A 17,471-nucleotide genomic window follows, 5' to 3' on the forward strand; every position below is an offset into this window, starting at 1 on the left:
CGGCATCGCCCACAAGAAGATCCGCCCCTACCGGCCGCAGACCAACGGCAAAGTCGAACGCTTCAACCGCACCCTGGCCGACGAGTGGGCCTACCGGAGGCCCTACACCTCGAACGACGAGCGCACCGAAGCCCTGGCAGACTTCCTCCACACCTACAACCACCACCGCTGCCACACCGCACTCGACGGGCACCCACCCATCAGCCGCGTCAACAACGCTGCGGGTCAATACACCTAGCAGATGTAAGGCCATCTCCGCCCCGACGCCCCCTACGCGTCCACCGGCAGACCCAGCCGAGGTAAGGGTCGCCTCCGGCCCGCTGCCCCGTACGTTCCCCGCCGTACGCGCCCCGTGTCCGCCCCGTACGTCGCGCGCCCCGTCCCGCCCCGTGCCCCACAAACCCGCAGGTCGCGCGCCCCGTAACGGCTGCGCGCCGCCCGCCCCGCATCCGCCGAGCCGCACGTTCCTCGCGCGCCCCGCATCCGCCGAGCCGCACGTTCCTCGCGCGCCCCGCATCCGCCGAGCCGCACGTTCCTCGCGCGCCCCGCATCCGCCGAGCCGCACGTCCCTCGCGCGCCCCGCATCCGCCGAGCCGCACGTCCCTCGCGCGCCCCGCATCCGCCGAGCCGCACGTCCCTCGCGCGCCCCGTGCGCTCCGCCGCACTTGCCCCGTTGGAAAACCTGAACCCTTTAGTTAGAGTGATGCTCAAACGGCGCCCCCGTCGGCACCACCCACCCCCGCTACCGCCACCAGGGGGCCCCATGCGTCTCACCCCCACCGAGCGTGACCGCCTGTTGATCTTCAACGCGGCTCAGCTCGCCCGTGCGCGGCAGGCGCGTGGGTTGCGTCTGAACGTTCCCGAGGCGACCGCGCTCATCTCGGACACCGTCTGTGAGGCGGCGCGGGACGGGGCGCGGCTGGTGGAGGCGGTCGCGGCGGGCCGGGCCGTGCTGGGGCCGGAGGATGTCCTGCCGGGCGTGGCCGACGTGCTCACCGAGATCCAGGTCGAGGCGGTCTTCGATGACGGGTCCCGGCTCGCCGTGCTCACCGACCCCGTCGGCGGCGGCCACGCCGGCGACCAGGCCCCCGGCGCGCTGCTCCCCGGCCCGCCCCACGCGGAGCGGCGACCGGAGGTGACGCTGCCGGTCACCAACACCGCCACGGTCCCGGTCAGCGTCACCTCGCACTTCCACTTCTTCGAGGCCAACCCGCGCCTGCGCTTCGACCGGGCCGCCGCGTACGGCATGCGGCTCGCCGTCCCGGCCGGCTCCTCCCTCCGCTTCGGCCCGGGGGAGACCCGGGAGGCGGGGCTGCTGCCGATCGGCGGGGAGCGCGTCGTCATCGGGTTCGCCGGGCTGGTCGACGGTCCGCTGGACGCCCCAGGCGCCCGCGCCGAGGCCCTGCGCCGCGCCGCCGCCTGCGGCTACCTCGGCGCCGAGCCCGTCGGGACCGAGCCCGCCCCGGAAAGCGCCCCCGCCCCGGAGACCCCCGCATGAGCGACCCCACCGGCCGGGCCCTGCCCGAGGACCTCACCCCGCGCCCCCGTGCCTTCCCCCACCTGGCCCGTACCCCGCACGGCCGCCGCACCGCCCCCGACGAGGCGGCCACCGCATCCGACCCCTACGCCTACGCCGCCGTCCACGGCCCCCGCGCGGGCGACCGGGTGCGGCTCGGCGACACCGGGCTGACGGTGCGCGTCGAGGCCGACTCGCAGCGGCCCGGTGACGAGTTCCTGGCCGGGTTCGGCAAGACGGCCCGCGACGGCCTGCACCTGCGGGCGGCCGCCGTACGCGACACCTGCGACCTGGTGATCAGCAACGTCCTGGTGATCGACGCGGTCCTCGGCATCCGCAAGGTCTCGATCGGCGTCCGCGAGGGGCGTGTCCACGCCGTCGGCCGCGCCGGGAACCCGGACACGCTCGACGGGGTGGACGTGGTGGTCGGCACCGGCACCACCATCGTCTCCGGCGAGGGACTGATCGCCACCGCCGGAGCCGTCGACACCCACGTCCACCTGCTCTCGCCCCGCGTCATGGAGGCCTCCCTCGCCTCCGGCGTGACGACCATCGTCGGCCAGGAGTTCGGCCCCGTCTGGGGCGTCGGCGTCAACTCCCCGTGGGCCCTGCGCCACGTCTTCGCCGCCTTCGACGCCTGGCCGGTGAACATCGGCTTCCTCGCCCGCGGCTCCTCCTCGCACCCGGCACCGCTGGTCGAGGCGCTCGCCGAGGGCGGGGCCTGCGGCTTCAAGGTCCACGAGGACATGGGCGCCCACACCCGCGCCCTGGACACCGCGCTGCGGGTCGCCGAGGAGCACGACGTGCAGGTCGCCCTGCACAGCGACGGCCTCAACGAATGCCTCTCCGTCGAGGACACCCTCCAGGTCCTCGACGGCCGCACCATCCACGCCTTCCACATCGAGGGGTGCGGCGGCGGCCACGTCCCCGACGTGCTGCGCATGGCGGGCGTGCCGAACGTCATCGGCTCGTCCACCAACCCGACGCTGCCTTTCGGCCGGGACGCCGTCGCCGAGCACTACGGCATGATCGTCTCGGTCCACGACCTCAAGCCCGAGCTGCCCGGCGACGCCGCGATGGCCCGGGACCGCATCCGCGAGTCGACGATGGGCGCCGAGGACGTCCTGCACGACCTGGGCGCCATCGGCATCACCTCCTCCGACGCGCAGGGCATGGGTCGCGCCGGGGAGACCATCCGCCGCACCCTCCAGCTCGCCGCCAAGATGAAGCGCGAACGCGGCCCCCTCGACGGCGACGGCGAGGGCGACGACAACGCCCGCGTCCTGCGCTACCTCGCCAAACTCACCGTCAACCCGGCCCGCGCACACGGCCTCTCCCATGAGGTCGGCTCGCTCGAACCCGGCAGACTCGCCGACATCGTGCTGTGGCGCCCCGAGTACTTCGGCGCCAAGCCGCAGCTCGTCCTGAAGTCCGGATTCCCCGCCTACGGCGTCACCGGCGACCCCAACGCCGCCACCGACACCAGCGAACCGCTCGTCCTCGGCCCCCAGTTCGGCGCTTACGGGGCGAGCGCCGCCGACCTCTCCGTGGCCTTCGTCGCGGGCGCCGCCGTCGGCCTCGGCGCCGACGCCCTGCCCACCCGCAGGCGCCGCGTCCCAGTGCGCGGCACCCGGAACATCGGCCCCGCCGACCTCCTCCTCAACTCCCGCACCGGCCAGGTCGACGTGGACGCCCGCACCGGCCTGGTCACTCTGGACGGCGACCCGGTCCGCTCCGGCCCGGCCGACTCCGTCACCCTCAACCGCCTCTACTTCCTCTGAGGACCGCCATGTCCGACGCGCCCGCCCCGTCCCTGCGCGGCACCGTCCCCGCGGGCTTCCGCATGCCGCCCGAGTGGGTCCCGCACCTGCGCACCTGGATGGCCTGGCCCGGCCCCAACCCGACCTTCGAGACCGCCGCCGAACTGGCGGGAGCGGAGCGCGCCTGGGCCGATGTGGCCCGCGCCGTACGCCGCTTCGAACCGGTCACCGTGATCGCCGGACCCGGCCGCGCCGAGGGCGCCCGCGCCCTCCTCGGCCCCGGCGTCGAGGTGGTCGAACGCCCGCTGGACGACGCCTGGATGAGGGACATCGGCCCGACCTTCGTGACCCGCGCGGACGGTGCCCGCGCCGCGCTGGACTGGACGTTCAACGGCTGGGGCGCGCAGGAGTGGGCCCGCTGGGAGCACGACGCGCGGATCGGCGGAGAGGTGGCGGCGCTGGCCGGGGTGGCGGCGTACCGCACGGGGCTGGTCAACGAGGGCGGCGGGCTGCACGTCGACGGCGAGGGCACCGTGCTGCTCACCGAGACCGTCCAGCTCGACCCGGACCGCAATCCGGGGCTGACCCGCGCCGAGGTGGAGGCCGAGATCCACGCGGGGCTCGGGACCCGCAAGGCCGTGTGGCTGCCGCGCGGGCTCACCGCCGACTACGGGCGGTTCGGCACCCGGGGCCACGTCGACATCGTCGCGGCGTTCGCCCGGCCCGGCGTGGTCGTGGCGCACACCCAGCCCGACCCCGCCCACCCCGACCACGAAGTCTGCCGGGAGATCGTCGCCGTGCTGCGCGCCGAACGGGACGCGGCGGGCCGCCCGCTGGAGGTGGTGGAGGTGCCCGCGCCCACCGTCCTGGAGGTGGACGGCGCGTGGGCCGACTACTCGTACATCAACCACTACCTCTGCAACGGCGGCGTCGTCCTCTGCGCCTTCGACGACCCGCGCGACGCCGAGGCCGCCGCGATCTTCCGCCGCCTCTTCCCGGAGCGCACCGTCGTCCCCGTCGACGCCCGCGCCGTCTTCGCGGCGGGCGGCGGCATCCACTGCGTCACCCAGCAGGAACCCGCCCCCGCCCCCGCCGCACGCTGAGACCCTCCCGCCATGCCTATCGCCCCCACCCCGCCGAGCGGCCCGGAGCCCGCGCCGCGCCGCACGCCCCGCCGCCAGGCGCCCGGCCTCGAAGTGGTGCTGCGCACCGCCATGGAACTCATCGCCGAGCACGGCCTCGACGGCCTCACCATGGCGGGGCTGGGCCGCGCGGTGGGCATGAGCAGCGGCCACCTCCTCTACTACTTCCGCACCAAGGACGAGCTGCTCCTGCGCACCCTGGAGTGGAGCGAGGGACGCCTCGCGGTACGGCGCCGCGCCCTCCTCGACGGTGACGAGGCGGGCGCCGCCGGCCCTGCCCGGCGCCTCGACGGCTGCCTGGAGCTGTACCTCCCGCCCGGCCCCCGCGACCCGCACTGGACGCTCTGGCTGGAGGTGTGGAACCGCTCGCGCCGCGCCGGGGAGGACGGGCTGCGCCGCCAGGCGGCCATCGAAGCGGCCTGGCAGCGCGACCTCGCCGCCCTCGTCGCCCAGGGCGTGGCGCGCGGTGCGTTCCGCCCCGTCGCGCCCGGGCCTTGGGCCGCACGCCTCGGCGCCCTCCTCGACGGCCTCGCCATCCAGCTCGTCGTCGGCCTCCCCGGCCTCACCCGCCCCGCCGCCCTGTCCCACGCCCGGGCCCACGTCGCCGACACCCTGCTCGCGTAGTGCCCCGCCCGTCCCGCGTACCGCCCTGAAAGGCGACGCCACCCGGCGGCCGGATTCCCGCCCGCGCGGCTCACTTCGGTGGACCCGGCGCCGCCTGGCCGGAGCCGGCCCGCCGGCACCCCTCCGGGCGCTTCCCGGGGACCGCGAAGCACACAAGTAACCGAGATGGTTGCCCCGTGCATCTGTGTCGGAATGGATCATTCCGGCACTGTGCCGCTCATGGGACGACAGCAGTGGAAGGAAATCTGGGTCGGCTCGGCCGGCAACATGGTCGAGTGGTTCGGCTGGTTCGTGTACGCGAGTTTCGCCACGTACTTCGCCGACCGGCTCGCCGTCCGCCGCCGACGCCGCTGCCCCTCCGGTCGCCGACGCCGCTTCCGGGCTCCGCGAAAACGGACGCCCCGTTCGTATCCTGAGACGCCCTGGGGCGCGGGGGAGTCTCTGTGGAAGACTGCCCCCGTGCCCACGTTCGCCATGATTATCGGCAGCAGGCGCGCCGGTCCGCAGTGACCGCCCCGCACCACCACGTGCGACGCGGCCACCGTGCCCCAGACCCGCGCGCAGACCTCTCGCACCCGCGAGGGGTCTTTTCGTTTGTCGGCCCCGACCGGGCCACGGCGAGGCGCACGAGAGGATGGGGGCAAGTGGAGCCAAGCATTCCGGAGCCACTCACCCGACAGGAGTCACCACCGCATGACCAGCCAGGCCACCCCCGAAGAACCCGCTGAGCGCGCCCCGTCGGACGAGACGAAACCGCAGGTCGCGCGCGACGTACGGGGCGACGACGGGGCGCGCCCCGCGCCCGCCTCCGCCCTCGCCCCGGCCCCCGTCTCCGCCGCCCGCCCCGCGACGGACACCGCCGCCGTGGACGCCGCCGTGGAGCGCTCCCTGCACGTCTTCGACACCACGCTGCGCGACGGCGCGCAGCGCGAGGGCATCAACCTCAGCGTCGCCGACAAGCTGACCATCGCCCGGCACCTGGACGACTTCGGCGTGGGCTTCATCGAGGGCGGCTGGCCCGGCGCCAACCCGCGCGACACCGAGTTCTTCGCCCGCGCCCGCGAGGAGATCGCCTTCCGCAACGCGCAACTCGTCGCCTTCGGCGCGACCCGCCGCGCGGGCGGCCGCGCCGCCGACGACCTCCAGGTCAAGGCGCTCCTCGACTCCGGCGCCCCCGTCGTGACCCTGGTCGCCAAGGCCCACGACCGCCACGTCGAGCTGGCGCTGCGCACCACGCTGGACGAGAACATCGAGATGGTCCGCGACACCGTCTCCCACCTGCGCGCCCAGGGCCGCCGCGTCTTCGTCGACTGCGAGCACTTCTTCGACGGGTACGCCGCCAACCCCGCCTACGCCAAGGCGGTCGTCCGCGCCGCGAGTGAGGCCGGGGCCGACGTGGTCGTCCTCTGCGACACCAACGGCGGCATGCTGCCCGCGCAGATCCAGGCCGTCACCGCCACCGTCCTCGCCGACACCGGCGCCCGCCTCGGCATCCACGCCCAGGACGACACGGGCTGCGCCGTCGCCAACACCCTCGCCGCCGTCGACGCCGGCGCCACCCACGTCCAGTGCACCGCCAACGGCTACGGCGAGCGCGTCGGCAACGCCAACCTCTTCCCGGTCGTCGCCGCCCTGGAGCTGAAGTACGGCCGCACCGTCCTCCCCGAAGGCGCCCTCGCCGAGATGACCCGCATCTCGCACGCCATCGCCGAGGTCGTCAACCTCACCCCCTCCACCCACCAGCCCTACGTCGGCGTCTCCGCCTTCGCCCACAAGGCCGGACTGCACGCCTCCGCGATCAAGGTCGACCCCGACCTGTACCAGCACATCGACCCTGAACTGGTCGGCAACCGCATCCGCATGCTCGTCTCCGACATGGCCGGCCGCGCCTCCATCGAGCTGAAGGGCAAGGAGCTCGGCATCGACCTCGGCGACGACCGCGCCCTGGTCGGCCGCGTCGTGGAGCGCGTCAAGGAACGCGAGCTGGCCGGATACTCCTACGAGGCCGCCGACGCCTCCTTCGAACTCCTCCTCCGCGACGAGCTGCGGCGCGGCGGAACCGACGGAGCCGGAACCGGGGACGGGGCCCCGGCCCGCTTCTTCCGCGTCGAGTCGTGGCGGGCGATCACCGAGAACCGCCCCGACGGCACCCATGCCAACGAGGCCACCGTCAAACTCTGGGCCAAGGGCGAGCGCATCCTCGCCACCGCCGAGGGCAACGGCCCCGTCAACGCCCTCGACCGCGCCCTGCGCGTCGCCCTGGAGAGGATCTATCCCCAGCTCGCCAAGTTCGAACTGCGGGACTACAAGGTCCGCATCCTGGAAGGCCGCTCCGGCACCGACTCCACCACCCGCGTCCTGATCTCCACCGGCGACGGCGACGGCGAGTGGTCGACGGTCGGCGTCGCCGAGAACGTCATCGCCGCCTCCTGGTGCGCCCTGGAGGACGCCTACACCTACGGCCTCCTCCGCGCCGGGGTGGAGCCCGCCGAGTAACCACGGCCCGGCGGCGGGGCCACCCGGACCCACAGCAGCCCCGCCGCCCGCGCCGCGCCCCCCGCCTTCGATCACCCGTTCGGCGCGTTTCGTCCCGACCCGGGTTAGCGTGGAGGTATGAGGCGAGCCGTAGTCCGCCAGTCCATACGCCGGGGCGCCCTCATGGTGTCCGGGCCTCTTCTCGCGCTGGGCGCCGCCGGGGCGATGGCCGCCCCGGCCGTGGCCGCGCCCCCACCGGCGCAGACCCAGAGCGTCGGCGCTCCTGCCGCGCAGGCCCCGCAGGCCGCCCCGCGGGCCCCCAACGCCGCGACCGTCTCCCAGGTCGCCACGGCCTGGCGCGAGGGCCCGGTCTTCGTCGACTCGGACGTCTCGGACCAGCTCTCCGACGCCGACGCCCGCGACCTCTCGCAGCGGATCCAGGACAGCGACAAGGCGATCTTCGTCGCGGTCCTCCCGGCCACCTTCACCGACGACGTCGGCGAGACGCTCAACCAGCTCCGCAGCGACACCGGCATCACCGGCCTGTACGTGCTCCGCATCGGCGACGACCTCTACGCCCGCGCCGACCAGTCGGTCCTCTCCCCGCAGGCCACCCAGAACCTCCAGGCCCGCTTCGCGGACACCACCCCCACCGCCTCCCAGCTCAACGGCCTGGTCGACAACGCCACCCAGAACATGGGCGGCCGCGCCCCCACCTCCTGGTCGTCCAGCGAGGGCGTCCCCGGTTCCACCTGGCTCGGCCTCGGCATCGCCGCCGTGGTCGTCGGCGGCACCGCGTACACGATGACCCGGCGGACGAAGAACCGGCGCGAGCAGGCGCAGCAGGAGGCGCTCGGCAAGCTGCGGGTCGTGGTGGACGAGGACATCACCGCCTTCGGCGAGGAGCTGGAGCGGCTCGACTTCCGCCCCTCGGAGCCCGGCGCCGACGACGAGATGCGCGGCGACTACGAGCGCGCCCTCGACGCCTACGAGAACGCCAAGTCCCTCATGGACCACGCCCGCAAGCCAGAGGACGTCCGTGAGGTCACCAAGGCGCTGGAGGACGGCCGGTTCGCGCTCGCCGTGCTCGACGCCCGCCGCTCCGGCCGCGAACTCCCCGTACGCCGCGCGCCGTGCTTCTTCGACCCGCGCCACGGCCTCTCGGCCGCCGACGTCACCTGGGCCCCGGCCGGCGGCGCACCCCGCGAGGTGCCCGTCTGCGCCGCCGACCAGCAGCGGCTGGAACAGGGCGAGGAGCCCGACATCCGCACCGTCGAGACCGACGCCGGAGGCCGCCGCCCGTACTGGGAGGCAGGCCCGGCGTACGGCCCGTGGGCGGGCGGCTACTTCGGCGGCGGCCTGCTCCCCGGCCTCCTCGTCGGCACGATGCTCGGCCACATGATGATGAGCCCCGCCTACGCCTCCGCGTACGGCTCGGCCGAAGGCTTCGGCGACGGTGGCGGAGGCGGCTTCGAGGGCGGCGACGTCTCGGGCTCCGACTTCGACCCCGGCGACTTCGGCGGCGGAGGCGGCGGCTTCGGGGACGGCGGCGGCTTCGGCGGAGGCGGCGACTTCGGCGGCGGTTTCTGACCCCGGCCCACCACGGCCAGGACCAGACGTACGACTCCGGGGGCGCCCCTCACCCGAGCGGGCGCCCCCGGCCCGTCTCACCGCCCGGCGACCACCCGGGCCGCGGCGGTCCCCAGCCCCGATGGCCCGAGCCCGTTGGGCCCGATCCCGCGCGGCGCGGCCTCGATCACGCGCCGCACGCCGGGGGAGTGGTGGCTCAGCTCCTCCTCCTTGTACCGCACGCACCCGCGATGCCAGGTCAGGATGGCCGAGAGCCAGTTCTCCAGCTCCCGCACGTACCCGTCCAGCACCTTCCTGGCCCGCCCGTCCAGCTGGAAGTCCTCGTACAACACCGGCATTTCGTGCGCGACGATGTGCTGGAACTGCTCCAGCCGCGCGTTCATCAGCGCGTCCACGTGGGCGAGCCCGGTCGGATAGTCGCAGTCGAAGAAGTTCTGCGTGACGAGGACGGCGTTGTGGATCTCGCCCTCGAACTCGACCTCCTTCTGGTACGAGAAGACGTCGTTGATCAGCGCGCCGTAGTCCGAGACGGCCTTCTCCATCGCCTGGACGGTGCCCGAGCGGTACACCTCCTCGGGCACGATGTTGCCGTGGCGCAGGCGGCACAGGCTCATCGTCAGGTCCGAGCCGAAGGTGGCGCGGCGCATCTCCATGTAGTCGATGGGGTCGGGGATGCGGCCGATCGCCTGGTTGTCCAGCTCCCAGACCCAGCTGTCGAGCATCGTCTCGATGGTCTGCCGGAACTCGCGGCGCGCCTTCTCCGGCATCGCCGAGGCGGTCCGCGCCCACAGATCGGCGAGCGACCGTTCCAGCGCGCTGGTCGGCACCGGCCCCGCCGTCGGCTGCTCGACGGGCATGAAGTCCCGCAGCCGGTCGGTGCAGAGCTTGGCGCCCGCGAAGTTCCGGGTCCGCCCGAAGACCGCCGGGTAGTAGTCGTCCCCGTAGGTGCCCCAGGTCAGCCACTGCGAGGCCAGGTCGAGTTGTTCCAGGTCCGCTTCCGGGTGCAGCCCCGCCGCGCAGAGCGGGAAGTCGTACCCGGCCAGCGCCTCCTCGTCCCACACGTCCGAACCGGGCACCCCCGGCTGCGGCACCAGCAGACCCATCCGGTGCGCCCACTCGATCGTGTGCACCCGGGACTGCTCCAGGGCGGGCGAGAGCCGCGTTGGGAACGGCAGCTTGAAGTCCGGCAGCAAGGACGCCCCCGTCCTCTGGAACGGCACGTGCGAGAAGCTGCGCGCCCGCTGCCGCGCCGGGCGACCGAAGAACGTGCCCACGTCCAGCGCGGAGGTGCCCAGGGTGCCGCCCGCCAGCGCCGAGGCCAGCGCGCCGAGCGACCCGCCCGGCGTCGGCGGCGCCTCGCCGCCGTCGACGGCCCCCTCGTTCATGTACCGGCTGGAGCGCATGTGCCACTCGTGGCCGCCCGACTGCCAGTCCTGGAGCCCCTTCACGTACGCCAGCACCGAGGCGCACTCGGCCGGGTTCAGCCCCTTGTCGGCGAAGAGAGGGCCCAGTTCGGTCAGCGCGGTGTTCTCGAACTGCTGGAGCCGCGAGGTCAGCAGGTCGTTGACGGCCTCCGCCGCCTCCTGCGTGGAGCACTCCAGGAACCGTTCCAGCACGAGGACGCCGTTGCTCAGCTCGCCCTCCTCCTCGACCTCCCGCTGGTAGGAGAAGAGGTCGTTGCGCAGGTGGACGCCGTCCGAGAAGGCGTCGGTCAGCACGCGCAGCGGCCGTGAGTACGCCACCGCCTCCGGCACCTCGGCCTGCGCCGCGTACTCGATGAGCCCCGCCGACCAGGGCGCGCCGCCGACCTTGCGGCGCATCTCGATGTACTCCAGCGGGTTGGAGACGCGGCCCGCGTTGATGTTGGAGAGCTCCCACATCGACTCGTTGAGCAGGTTCTCCGTGGAGAGCGCGAAGCGGCGCCGCCAGTCCTCGGACATCGCCGGAACCGTCCGCGCCCACAGGTCCGCGAGCCCCGCCTCCACCGGATTCTGCGGCTCCGGGAAACCGTCGGCCAGATCCATCGGCATGAACGCCGGGAGCCGCTCCAGGTACGCCTTCGCGCCCTCACGGTCCTGCGTCCGCTTGAACAGCTCCAGGAAGTGGTCGTCGAAGAAGAAGACCCACACGTACCAGTCGGTCACCAGCGACAGCGCCGGACCGTCGCAGTCCGGGTGCGTGTACGCGCAGAGCAGCGCGTAGTCGTGGGCCTCCAGGTCGGCCAGGTCCCAGACGCCCGACCCCTCCAGCATCCCCATCTCGTCCGCCCACTCCCGGGCGTGCGCACGCGCCTCTTCGAGATGAGGGTTGAGCCGCGCCGGGTACGGCACGTAGAAATCGGGCAGGACAAAGGGCTGTGTCACGGTCGAGCCTTCCACACGGTGATACCGGCGGCCCGATCACTACCCGCCCGCCCGACCCGTCAGCCGGACGGCGGTGTTGTCATACGAGTGGACCGGCGGTCGCGTGTACGAACGCCGCCCAGGCGGCTGGTGTGACGTCGAGGACGGGGCCCGCCGGGACCTTGGAGTCGCGGACGTGGACCTTGGTGGGGTGGGCGGCGACCTCTACGCAGTTGCCGCCTGAGTTGCTGCTGTAGCTGGACTTGCGCCAGTCGTAGGCGACCTCGACGCAGTCGCCGCCTGCGTTGCTGCTGTAGCTGGACTTGAACCAACCCAGGTTACGGACGGAGGGGGCCTCGCTGGTCATCTCACTCCAACAGTGTGTTCAGCAGGCTCTTGGTCCTCTGTGGTGAGAGGGCCTGCGACCGCAGCATCCCATACCTCTGCTGATAGGCACTGACCTCGTCCGGGTCATCCATGAGGAAGCCGTTGTGCTGCCCTTCCGCATACGCGAGGTGGTCGTGGTCAGGCGTTTCGAGAAGAACGAGAGGTCCCGCAAGTCCCGCATGGGCGTCTGTCGCGGTCAGCATCACCTGGATGCCGATGAACGGGAGATCGGCGCATTCGCGTAGGTGCCGGACCTGCCGACGCATGCCATCAGGATTTCCCATGTGCCGCTGGAACACGCTCTCTTCGATGATGAAGTTCATCACGGGCGGCGGCTCCCTGTGCAGCAAGTTCTGGCGGTCCAACCGTGCTCGTATGGCCACCTCCGTTGCTTCCGAGCTGAGCGGAGGAAAGAGGTTGGCGTAGATCTGCTCTACGTACTCAGGCGTTTGAAGAAGGCCGGGAATGACGTGGTTCTGATACGAGAGCAGCGTCAACGCCTCCTGCTCGTGCTCCACGAACTCTTGGGCGAAAGCCGGGTAGCGCTCCCTGTCCGGCATCTTGGACACCGCCGTTGCCAGCGCCCGCTTGGTGTTGAGGATCGTGTCCAGCAGCTCGGCCAAGTCCGCCTTGAGCCGCCGCCGACCCTGCTCGATCGAGGCGAGCGTGTCTTCCCCGACCTTGGCTGTGTCCGCCAACTGCGGCTGGGTCAGTCCGGCTGAGCGCCGAAACTCGGCCAGTTGGGCCCCTACCACTTCCCACGACGTGACCTTCTTGCTGGACTTCTTTCGCTGCTGCATACGCACTCCTCGTCCCGACGCGCCCCGTCGCGCACCCGACACGACCCGTACAACGGATTCGTACGGGTCGACGCCCTGCACAAGGCTAGTGACGGTGGGTGACCGTAGGAGGGTGAAAACCGAAACCCGACTTCCCGCGCGCTGTGAGCGCTTCTACCGCCGCGAGCGCCGATCCGTCCCCGCAGCCAGGGACTTCACCGCCCCAACGCCCTGCTCCACGGTGTCCCGCCGGGGCGCGGCTTCCGCCTCTTCGTGCTCCGGGCCGACGACGGCGGCGTACGCGTCGAGGTCCACGACAGTGGCGACGGACACCCCGCGACCCGCGCCCCCGGCGACGAGGCCGAGTCCGGCCGGGGCCTGCTCCTGGTCTCCGCCCTCGCGGACGACTGGGGGGTGGGGGAGCGCGACCCGGGCAAGATCGTCTGGTGCTCGTTCCGTCCCGTGGGCGTCAGTTGCCCGGGAAGGTGACGCCGGTCAGCTCCTCCGACAGGCGCCAGATACGGCGGGCGTCCTCAAGGGAGCGCAGGCGGGAGTAGAGCTTCTGCTCGGCCGGGGGGCCGCCGAGGTGGCCGGGGCCGCTGGGTCCGTACAGCTTGCCGCCCCCGGCCTCGGGCGCCGTGGCCGCGTACAGCGCGGGGAACTTCGCGCTCTCGACGGTGCCCAGGAGGATGCCCCGGGCGGAAAGCGCCTTGATGAACCGCCGCCCGGGGGTGTCCTTGGCGCGGCCGACCTCGGGGCGGGCGGCGAGGAGGTTGGTCGGGGCGACGCCGGGGTGCGAGAGGTTGCTCGTGAGCTCCCAGCCGTGCGCCCGTGCGCGCCGCTCCAGTTCGAGGCCGAAGAGGCCGAACGCGATCTTGGAGTGGCTGTACGCCTTCATGCCGTTGTAGGAGGACTCCCAGTGGGGGTCCTTCCAGTTGATCGCGTTGCGGTCGGCCGCCACGCTGATCTGCGAGGTGACGCGGGCCCGCCCGGCGCGCAGCAGCGGCAGCAGCTGGGCGGTGAGGGCGAAGTGGCCGAGGTGGTTGGTGCCGAACTGCAGCTCGAAGCCGTCGGCGGTGGTGCGGCGCTCCGGCGGGGTCATGACGCCCGCGTTGTTGACGAGGAGGTGGACCGGGCGGCCCTCCTCGCGCAGGGCCTCGCCGAGGGCGGTGACCGAGGCGAGCGAGGACAGGTCCAGAGTGCGCAGCGACACCTCGGCCCCGGGGGTCGACCGCCGGATCTCGGCGATCGCCGCCCGACCCTTGTCCTGGTTGCGTACGGGCAGCACCACCTCGGCGCCCGCGCGGGCCAGCCTCGCGGCCAGGCCCAGCCCGAGGCCGTCGCTCGCGCCGGTGACGACGGCGCGCTGCCCGGAGAGGTCGGGCACGGTGATGTCGAGGGGTTTGCGGGGCACGGTTCCTCCTGCGGTGTGCGGTGATCTCCCTGTGGTACCGGTCTCCCGCCGAGCCCCAGCCCTGGTGCGGTCGGCCGCGCCCGTCCGCGACGCGTGCCGGTCGCGGTACGGCGAGGCTGGTGGTGCGCACCGTCCAATGTATGCGATGGCTACAATGTATTCAACGACTACATCGGAGTGGCGTGCGGACTTACGCTGAGGTCATGGAGAAGCGCCCCTACCACCACGGAGACCTTCGCGCCGCGCTGCTCGCACGGGCCGGGCAGACCTTGCGCGAAAGGGGGGCGGGTGCCCTGTCGCTGCGGGAACTGGCCCGCGACCTCGGGGTCAGCCCGGGCGCGCCCCGCCGCCATTTCGCCACCAAGCAGGCCCTGCTGGACGCCCTGGCGCTCGACGGCTTCGAACGCCTCGTCGAGGCCACCGCCGCCGCGCAGAGCAGCGCGGGTCGGCCCTTTCCCGAACGGCTCGACGCCATGGCCCGTGCCTACGTCGGCTTCTCCCTCTCCGACCCCGCCCTGGTCGGCCTCATGTTCTCGGCCAAGCACAGCCCGGAGGCGTCACAAGGGCTGCGGGAGGCCGCCCTCCGCTGGGTCGACCAGGGGCTCGCGCTGATCCGCGACGGCCAGAGCCGAGGCGAGGTGCGCGAAGACCCGCCGGACCGCGTCGCCCTGACCGTCCTGGCGCCCCTGCACGGCTACACCGGCCTCGCGTCGAGCGGCGTCCCGCTCCCGCAGACCCCGGACCAGGGGCTGGACGACGTGATCGCGGCCATCGCGCGCGCCTGCGCGCCGGCGTGAGCGCCGCGCCCCTGACGCACACCGTCCGGTCCGGGCGGAGTGAGTGGGCGGGCCCCTCACCACGGCCCCTCGCCCCGGTAGGGCGGCGCCACCGGGTCCCAGGAGTGGTCATGGCGGGCGACCACGCGCCGCAACTCCCGCGCCCCGCGCCGGGACATGGCGCGCCCGACCCTGTCGAGCAACTCCCGGGACTCCCATGGGTCGGGGCAGCAGTAGCAGGGGACGTGCTCCTGATGGGGCCAGGTCCGGCTCCGCGGCTGACGCACGTGCGTGGCCCAGGCGTGCAAGGCCTCGGCCACGGAGCCCGGCCACAGGTAGCTCCGCGAGCGCTCCAGCCGCGACAACTCGGCCAGCGCCCCACCCGACAGCCCGTCGGTCACAGGCGACTTCTCCCAGGGCCTCCGGCGCCGGCGAAGCCCGGCCCGCACCCTGGCCGGTGCCTTACGCGGCACGTGCCTTTCGGTGGTTCGTCATGCCGGACAGCCTGGCACGGCCGGGCTTTCCGCCACGCCGCGTTTTTCTGGAGGTGCCATAATTCCCTTCCTATGGACAGCAGTTGGGTGATCGGGCTCATCACCGGCGGGACGGCCGTCGTCGCCAGCTGGGTCGCCGGGCTCGGCGCCACCCGGTCGGCGCGCGTACAGGCCGAGGTCACCTCGCGGGCGGCCCGCGCCGCGGAGACACGTACCCGGCGGCGCGACGCCTACCGGGAGATGAGCGCGGCGGTGCACGGCCTGTCAGAGGTGTTCTGGCGGGTCGAGGAGGCGGATGCCGCCGCGGCGGGCCGGTCGCGGACCGACATCCTCACCCAGATGGGCACCGCCGCCCGGACGGCGCTCAACGAGGTGACCCGGGGCAGCCGCGAAGTCGTGCTGGAGGGGCCCGCGCCGGTCGCCGACGCGGCCCAGGCGCTGCGGCACGCCGCGCTCACCACCACCGGCCTCCTCGGACGCCTGACCACGGGCGGCGAGGACGAACGCGCCCGCTACGACGCCGCCTACCAGGAGTTCCGCAGCCAGCACCTGGCCTTCCTGGAACTGGCCCGGGTGGCGCTGGAGGCCGATTAGCCCGCCACCATCACGGGCCGGCCGACCCCCGCCCTCGTGCCGGGCTACCGGGTGGCGGGCTCCGCCTCCCACCACAGCACCCCGCTCACCGCCAGGTACGGCGTCCGCCCCGCGACCGTGCCCCCTTGCTCCAGTACCTCCGCGACCTCGGTCAGATGGGCCGCCAGCGAGGGCGCGCCCTCCCCGAAAGCGCCTTCTTCGTCGTGGTACTTCATGCCCAGCCGACCCAACCCCGGCCCCTCGCGCGCGTCGATGATCTGGGCGTCGCCGTCGCTCTCGGCCCATGGAATCCACCGGGGATGCCAGGACGGCTCGCCCTCCTCCTCGGGGTCGCCGTGCTCCCGCTCCTCCTCGGTGAGCCCCATCCACCGCGTCCAGTACCGCGCGATCCCGGCCGCGGAGAGCGGCGGCTTGACCGGGAGCACCGACTCGCCGCCCGCGCCGTCGTGGCAGCTCAGCGAGGCGAGCAGCTCGGCGGGGAAGCGTAGACGCAGGGCGGCCTCCGCCGCGGCCACCTGGGCCGGGTCGGCGGGCGGCGCCAACCGCTCGTACGACGCGGGCGCCCACTTCAGCAACCACGCGTCGATCCGCGCCCACGCCGCCCGCACGGCCCCGGCGCGCGCCTCGTCCTCGGCCGTCCTCGTCCTGTCGTCACTCATACGGCCGATCCCACCACACGCCACCGACAGGGCAGGGGGCGCCTCGGCGCGTTCGCCGGGGAGGTGGCCGACCTCGCCGACACCGAGCCGCCGCACGCCCTCCCGCCCTCTCGCCGGCCGACCCCGCCCTGGCCCGCCCGAGGCGACGCGGCCGCTCACCGAGCGGCCGACGGAGGCCGACGCCTCCGTCCCGTACGGCGGGCGGAGCGGTGGCCGATTCCGGGTGGTCGGCCGTACGGGGCGGGGCCCGTACCCGGCCGGGCCTCACCCCGCCCGTCGCTCCGCCTCCAGCGTCTCGCGCAGCCGCTCCAGGGTCTCGCGCATCGTCTCGGCGTTGCGCGCGTCCCGGTTCCAGACGCCGCTGACCACCGAGCCGAGGAACCACAGGACCCGGTTCCGCTGGTCCACGGCGGTCTCCGTCACCTCGGTCGCGGTGCCGTCCCCGACCGGGCGGAAGCGGTAGTCCCACGTCGCCACCGGCACCCCCCAGAACCGCACCCGGAAGGTGAACCGCTCACCCGGCCGCGCCACCATCACCCGGCAACGTGTCGACCAACTGCGGCCACTGGGGCCCTTGTTGGTCCCCTTGAACTCGGCGCCCACCGGTGCGGGCCCGACGCCCGCCGCCGTCCGCACGCACTCCGGGCTCCACCGGCCCATCGACGCCACGTCGGCGACCCGCTCGTAGACCGCCTTCGGCTCGGCCTCGATGACGGCCGCCACGGAAACCTCTGATGTGGTCCTCAACCGACCTTCGCCCCCCTCAGTTCACGCCAGTACGACCACCCCACCCAACCAAAGGGGACCCGGGGTCGGCCACCCGGTCACCGTCCGGGCCCGTCGCGGTCGGCCAACGCGCCGTACCCGGTCCGCACGGACACGCCCGCGCGGTCCGCGACCTCCCGAAGGCCGGTCGTCC

The 17,471-nt window shown here is 73.4% G+C and carries 17 protein-coding genes and 1 pseudogene; 11 read left to right on the plus strand and 7 right to left on the minus strand.

Annotated features, from left to right (window positions below):
- The 8 genes from ACFWMZ_RS19815 to ACFWMZ_RS19850 form a co-directional block, all read left to right on the plus strand.
- The coding region (locus tag ACFWMZ_RS19815; RefSeq protein ID WP_383203125.1) for an integrase core domain-containing protein at nt 1-238 on the plus strand (238 nt) is incomplete at its 5' end.
- A gap of 525 nt (nt 239-763) precedes the next feature.
- Nucleotides 764-1,498, plus strand: coding sequence for an urease subunit gamma (gene ureA, locus ACFWMZ_RS19820; protein WP_383179657.1), 735 nt, complete (start codon nt 764-766; stop codon nt 1,496-1,498).
- A complete protein-coding gene (locus ACFWMZ_RS19825) occupies nt 1,495-3,297 on the plus strand; it encodes an urease subunit alpha (RefSeq protein WP_383179660.1) in 1,803 nt (600 codons plus the stop codon). Before ureA ends, ACFWMZ_RS19825 begins: the two co-directional genes overlap by 4 nt.
- A gap of 8 nt (nt 3,298-3,305) precedes the next feature.
- Complete coding sequence (locus tag ACFWMZ_RS19830) at nt 3,306-4,379, plus strand: agmatine/peptidylarginine deiminase (protein WP_383203128.1); 1,074 nt, start codon at nt 3,306-3,308, stop codon at nt 4,377-4,379.
- 12 nt (nt 4,380-4,391) lie between these two features.
- Nucleotides 4,392-5,042 carry a TetR family transcriptional regulator C-terminal domain-containing protein gene (locus tag ACFWMZ_RS19835; RefSeq protein WP_383179665.1) on the plus strand — a complete coding sequence of 217 codons (651 nt, stop codon included), beginning with the start codon at nt 4,392-4,394 and terminating at the stop codon, nt 5,040-5,042.
- Between the two features lie 219 nt (nt 5,043-5,261).
- Nucleotides 5,262-5,552, plus strand: coding sequence for a hypothetical protein (locus ACFWMZ_RS19840; RefSeq protein WP_383179721.1), 291 nt, complete (start codon nt 5,262-5,264; stop codon nt 5,550-5,552).
- A gap of 183 nt (nt 5,553-5,735) precedes the next feature.
- Nucleotides 5,736-7,538: a citramalate synthase gene (cimA, locus tag ACFWMZ_RS19845; protein WP_383203131.1), complete on the plus strand. Its 1,803-nt coding sequence runs from the start codon at nt 5,736-5,738 to the stop codon at nt 7,536-7,538.
- A gap of 162 nt (nt 7,539-7,700) precedes the next feature.
- Nucleotides 7,701-9,107, plus strand: coding sequence for a hypothetical protein (locus tag ACFWMZ_RS19850; protein WP_383203189.1), 1,407 nt, complete (start codon nt 7,701-7,703; stop codon nt 9,105-9,107).
- A gap of 77 nt (nt 9,108-9,184) precedes the next feature.
- Here ACFWMZ_RS19850 and ACFWMZ_RS19855 read toward each other — a convergent pair whose 3' ends face one another.
- The 3 genes from ACFWMZ_RS19855 to ACFWMZ_RS19865 form a co-directional block, all read right to left on the minus strand.
- Nucleotides 9,185-11,470, minus strand: coding sequence for a germacradienol/geosmin synthase (locus ACFWMZ_RS19855; protein ID WP_383179671.1), 2,286 nt, complete (start codon nt 11,468-11,470; stop codon nt 9,185-9,187).
- Between the two features lie 79 nt (nt 11,471-11,549).
- A complete protein-coding gene (locus ACFWMZ_RS19860; RefSeq protein WP_383203134.1) occupies nt 11,550-11,816 on the minus strand; it encodes a DUF397 domain-containing protein in 267 nt (88 codons plus the stop codon).
- A gap of 1 nt (nt 11,817) precedes the next feature.
- The gene (locus ACFWMZ_RS19865; RefSeq protein WP_383203137.1) at nt 11,818-12,636 is read right to left on the minus strand and encodes a Scr1 family TA system antitoxin-like transcriptional regulator; all 819 of its coding nucleotides are present in this window, start codon (nt 12,634-12,636) and stop codon (nt 11,818-11,820) included.
- A gap of 112 nt (nt 12,637-12,748) precedes the next feature.
- Between ACFWMZ_RS19865 and ACFWMZ_RS19870 the strand changes: the two are divergent.
- Nucleotides 12,749-13,104 (plus strand): annotated as a pseudogene (locus tag ACFWMZ_RS19870) (ATP-binding protein).
- On the opposite strand, the gene ACFWMZ_RS19875 reads toward ACFWMZ_RS19870, so the two are convergent.
- Entirely contained in the window at nt 13,085-14,029 is a 945-nt protein-coding gene (locus ACFWMZ_RS19875) for an SDR family oxidoreductase (protein ID WP_383203139.1), read from the minus strand. The pseudogene ACFWMZ_RS19870 and the gene ACFWMZ_RS19875 sit on opposite strands and share 20 nt — an antisense overlap.
- 203 nt (nt 14,030-14,232) lie before the next feature.
- Here ACFWMZ_RS19875 and ACFWMZ_RS19880 point away from each other — a divergent pair, with 203 nt between their 5' ends.
- Complete coding sequence (locus ACFWMZ_RS19880) at nt 14,233-14,826, plus strand: TetR/AcrR family transcriptional regulator (RefSeq protein ID WP_383203142.1); 594 nt, start codon at nt 14,233-14,235, stop codon at nt 14,824-14,826.
- Between the two features lie 56 nt (nt 14,827-14,882).
- Here the strand turns inward: ACFWMZ_RS19880 and ACFWMZ_RS19885 are convergent, their stop codons facing one another.
- On the minus strand, nt 14,883-15,206 hold the full coding sequence (locus ACFWMZ_RS19885; RefSeq protein WP_383179689.1) for a hypothetical protein: 324 nt from the start codon (nt 15,204-15,206) through the stop codon (nt 14,883-14,885).
- A gap of 165 nt (nt 15,207-15,371) precedes the next feature.
- On the opposite strand from ACFWMZ_RS19885, the gene ACFWMZ_RS19890 reads away from it, so the two are divergent.
- The gene (locus ACFWMZ_RS19890; RefSeq protein WP_383203145.1) at nt 15,372-15,893 is read left to right on the plus strand and encodes a hypothetical protein; all 522 of its coding nucleotides are present in this window, start codon (nt 15,372-15,374) and stop codon (nt 15,891-15,893) included.
- Nucleotides 15,894-15,937: 44 nt separating this feature from the next.
- Here the strand turns inward: ACFWMZ_RS19890 and ACFWMZ_RS19895 are convergent, their stop codons facing one another.
- Nucleotides 15,938-16,552, minus strand: a complete 615-nt coding sequence (locus ACFWMZ_RS19895) for an SMI1/KNR4 family protein (RefSeq protein WP_383179695.1) — start codon at nt 16,550-16,552, stop codon at nt 15,938-15,940.
- Between the two features lie 264 nt (nt 16,553-16,816).
- Nucleotides 16,817-17,275: an SRPBCC family protein gene (locus ACFWMZ_RS19900; protein ID WP_383179698.1), complete on the minus strand. Its 459-nt coding sequence runs from the start codon at nt 17,273-17,275 to the stop codon at nt 16,817-16,819.
- Nucleotides 17,276-17,471: the final 196 nt, after the last annotated feature.

It is taken from the genome of Streptomyces sp. NPDC058373, assembly GCF_042723275.1.
Taxonomy (GTDB): Bacteria; Actinomycetota; Actinomycetes; order Streptomycetales; family Streptomycetaceae; genus Streptomyces.

Bases quoted from the DNA above. Each gene is read 5' to 3' on its own strand.
- ureA (WP_383179657.1), top strand. From the start codon at position 764: ATGCGTCTCACCCCCACCGAGCGTGACCGCCTGTTGATCTTCAACGCG.
- ACFWMZ_RS19825 (WP_383179660.1), top strand. From the start codon at position 1,495: ATGAGCGACCCCACCGGCCGGGCCCTGCCCGAGGACCTCACCCCGCGC.
- ACFWMZ_RS19830 (WP_383203128.1), top strand. From the start codon at position 3,306: ATGTCCGACGCGCCCGCCCCGTCCCTGCGCGGCACCGTCCCCGCGGGC.
- ACFWMZ_RS19835 (WP_383179665.1), top strand. From the start codon at position 4,392: ATGCCTATCGCCCCCACCCCGCCGAGCGGCCCGGAGCCCGCGCCGCGC.
- ACFWMZ_RS19840 (WP_383179721.1), top strand. From the start codon at position 5,262: ATGGGACGACAGCAGTGGAAGGAAATCTGGGTCGGCTCGGCCGGCAAC.
- cimA (WP_383203131.1), top strand. From the start codon at position 5,736: ATGACCAGCCAGGCCACCCCCGAAGAACCCGCTGAGCGCGCCCCGTCG.
- ACFWMZ_RS19850 (WP_383203189.1), top strand. From the start codon at position 7,701: ATGGTGTCCGGGCCTCTTCTCGCGCTGGGCGCCGCCGGGGCGATGGCC.
- ACFWMZ_RS19860 (WP_383203134.1), bottom strand. From the start codon at position 11,816: ATGACCAGCGAGGCCCCCTCCGTCCGTAACCTGGGTTGGTTCAAGTCC.
- ACFWMZ_RS19865 (WP_383203137.1), bottom strand. From the start codon at position 12,636: ATGCAGCAGCGAAAGAAGTCCAGCAAGAAGGTCACGTCGTGGGAAGTG.
- ACFWMZ_RS19880 (WP_383203142.1), top strand. From the start codon at position 14,233: ATGGAGAAGCGCCCCTACCACCACGGAGACCTTCGCGCCGCGCTGCTC.
- ACFWMZ_RS19890 (WP_383203145.1), top strand. From the start codon at position 15,372: ATGGACAGCAGTTGGGTGATCGGGCTCATCACCGGCGGGACGGCCGTC.
- ACFWMZ_RS19895 (WP_383179695.1), bottom strand. From the start codon at position 16,552: ATGAGTGACGACAGGACGAGGACGGCCGAGGACGAGGCGCGCGCCGGG.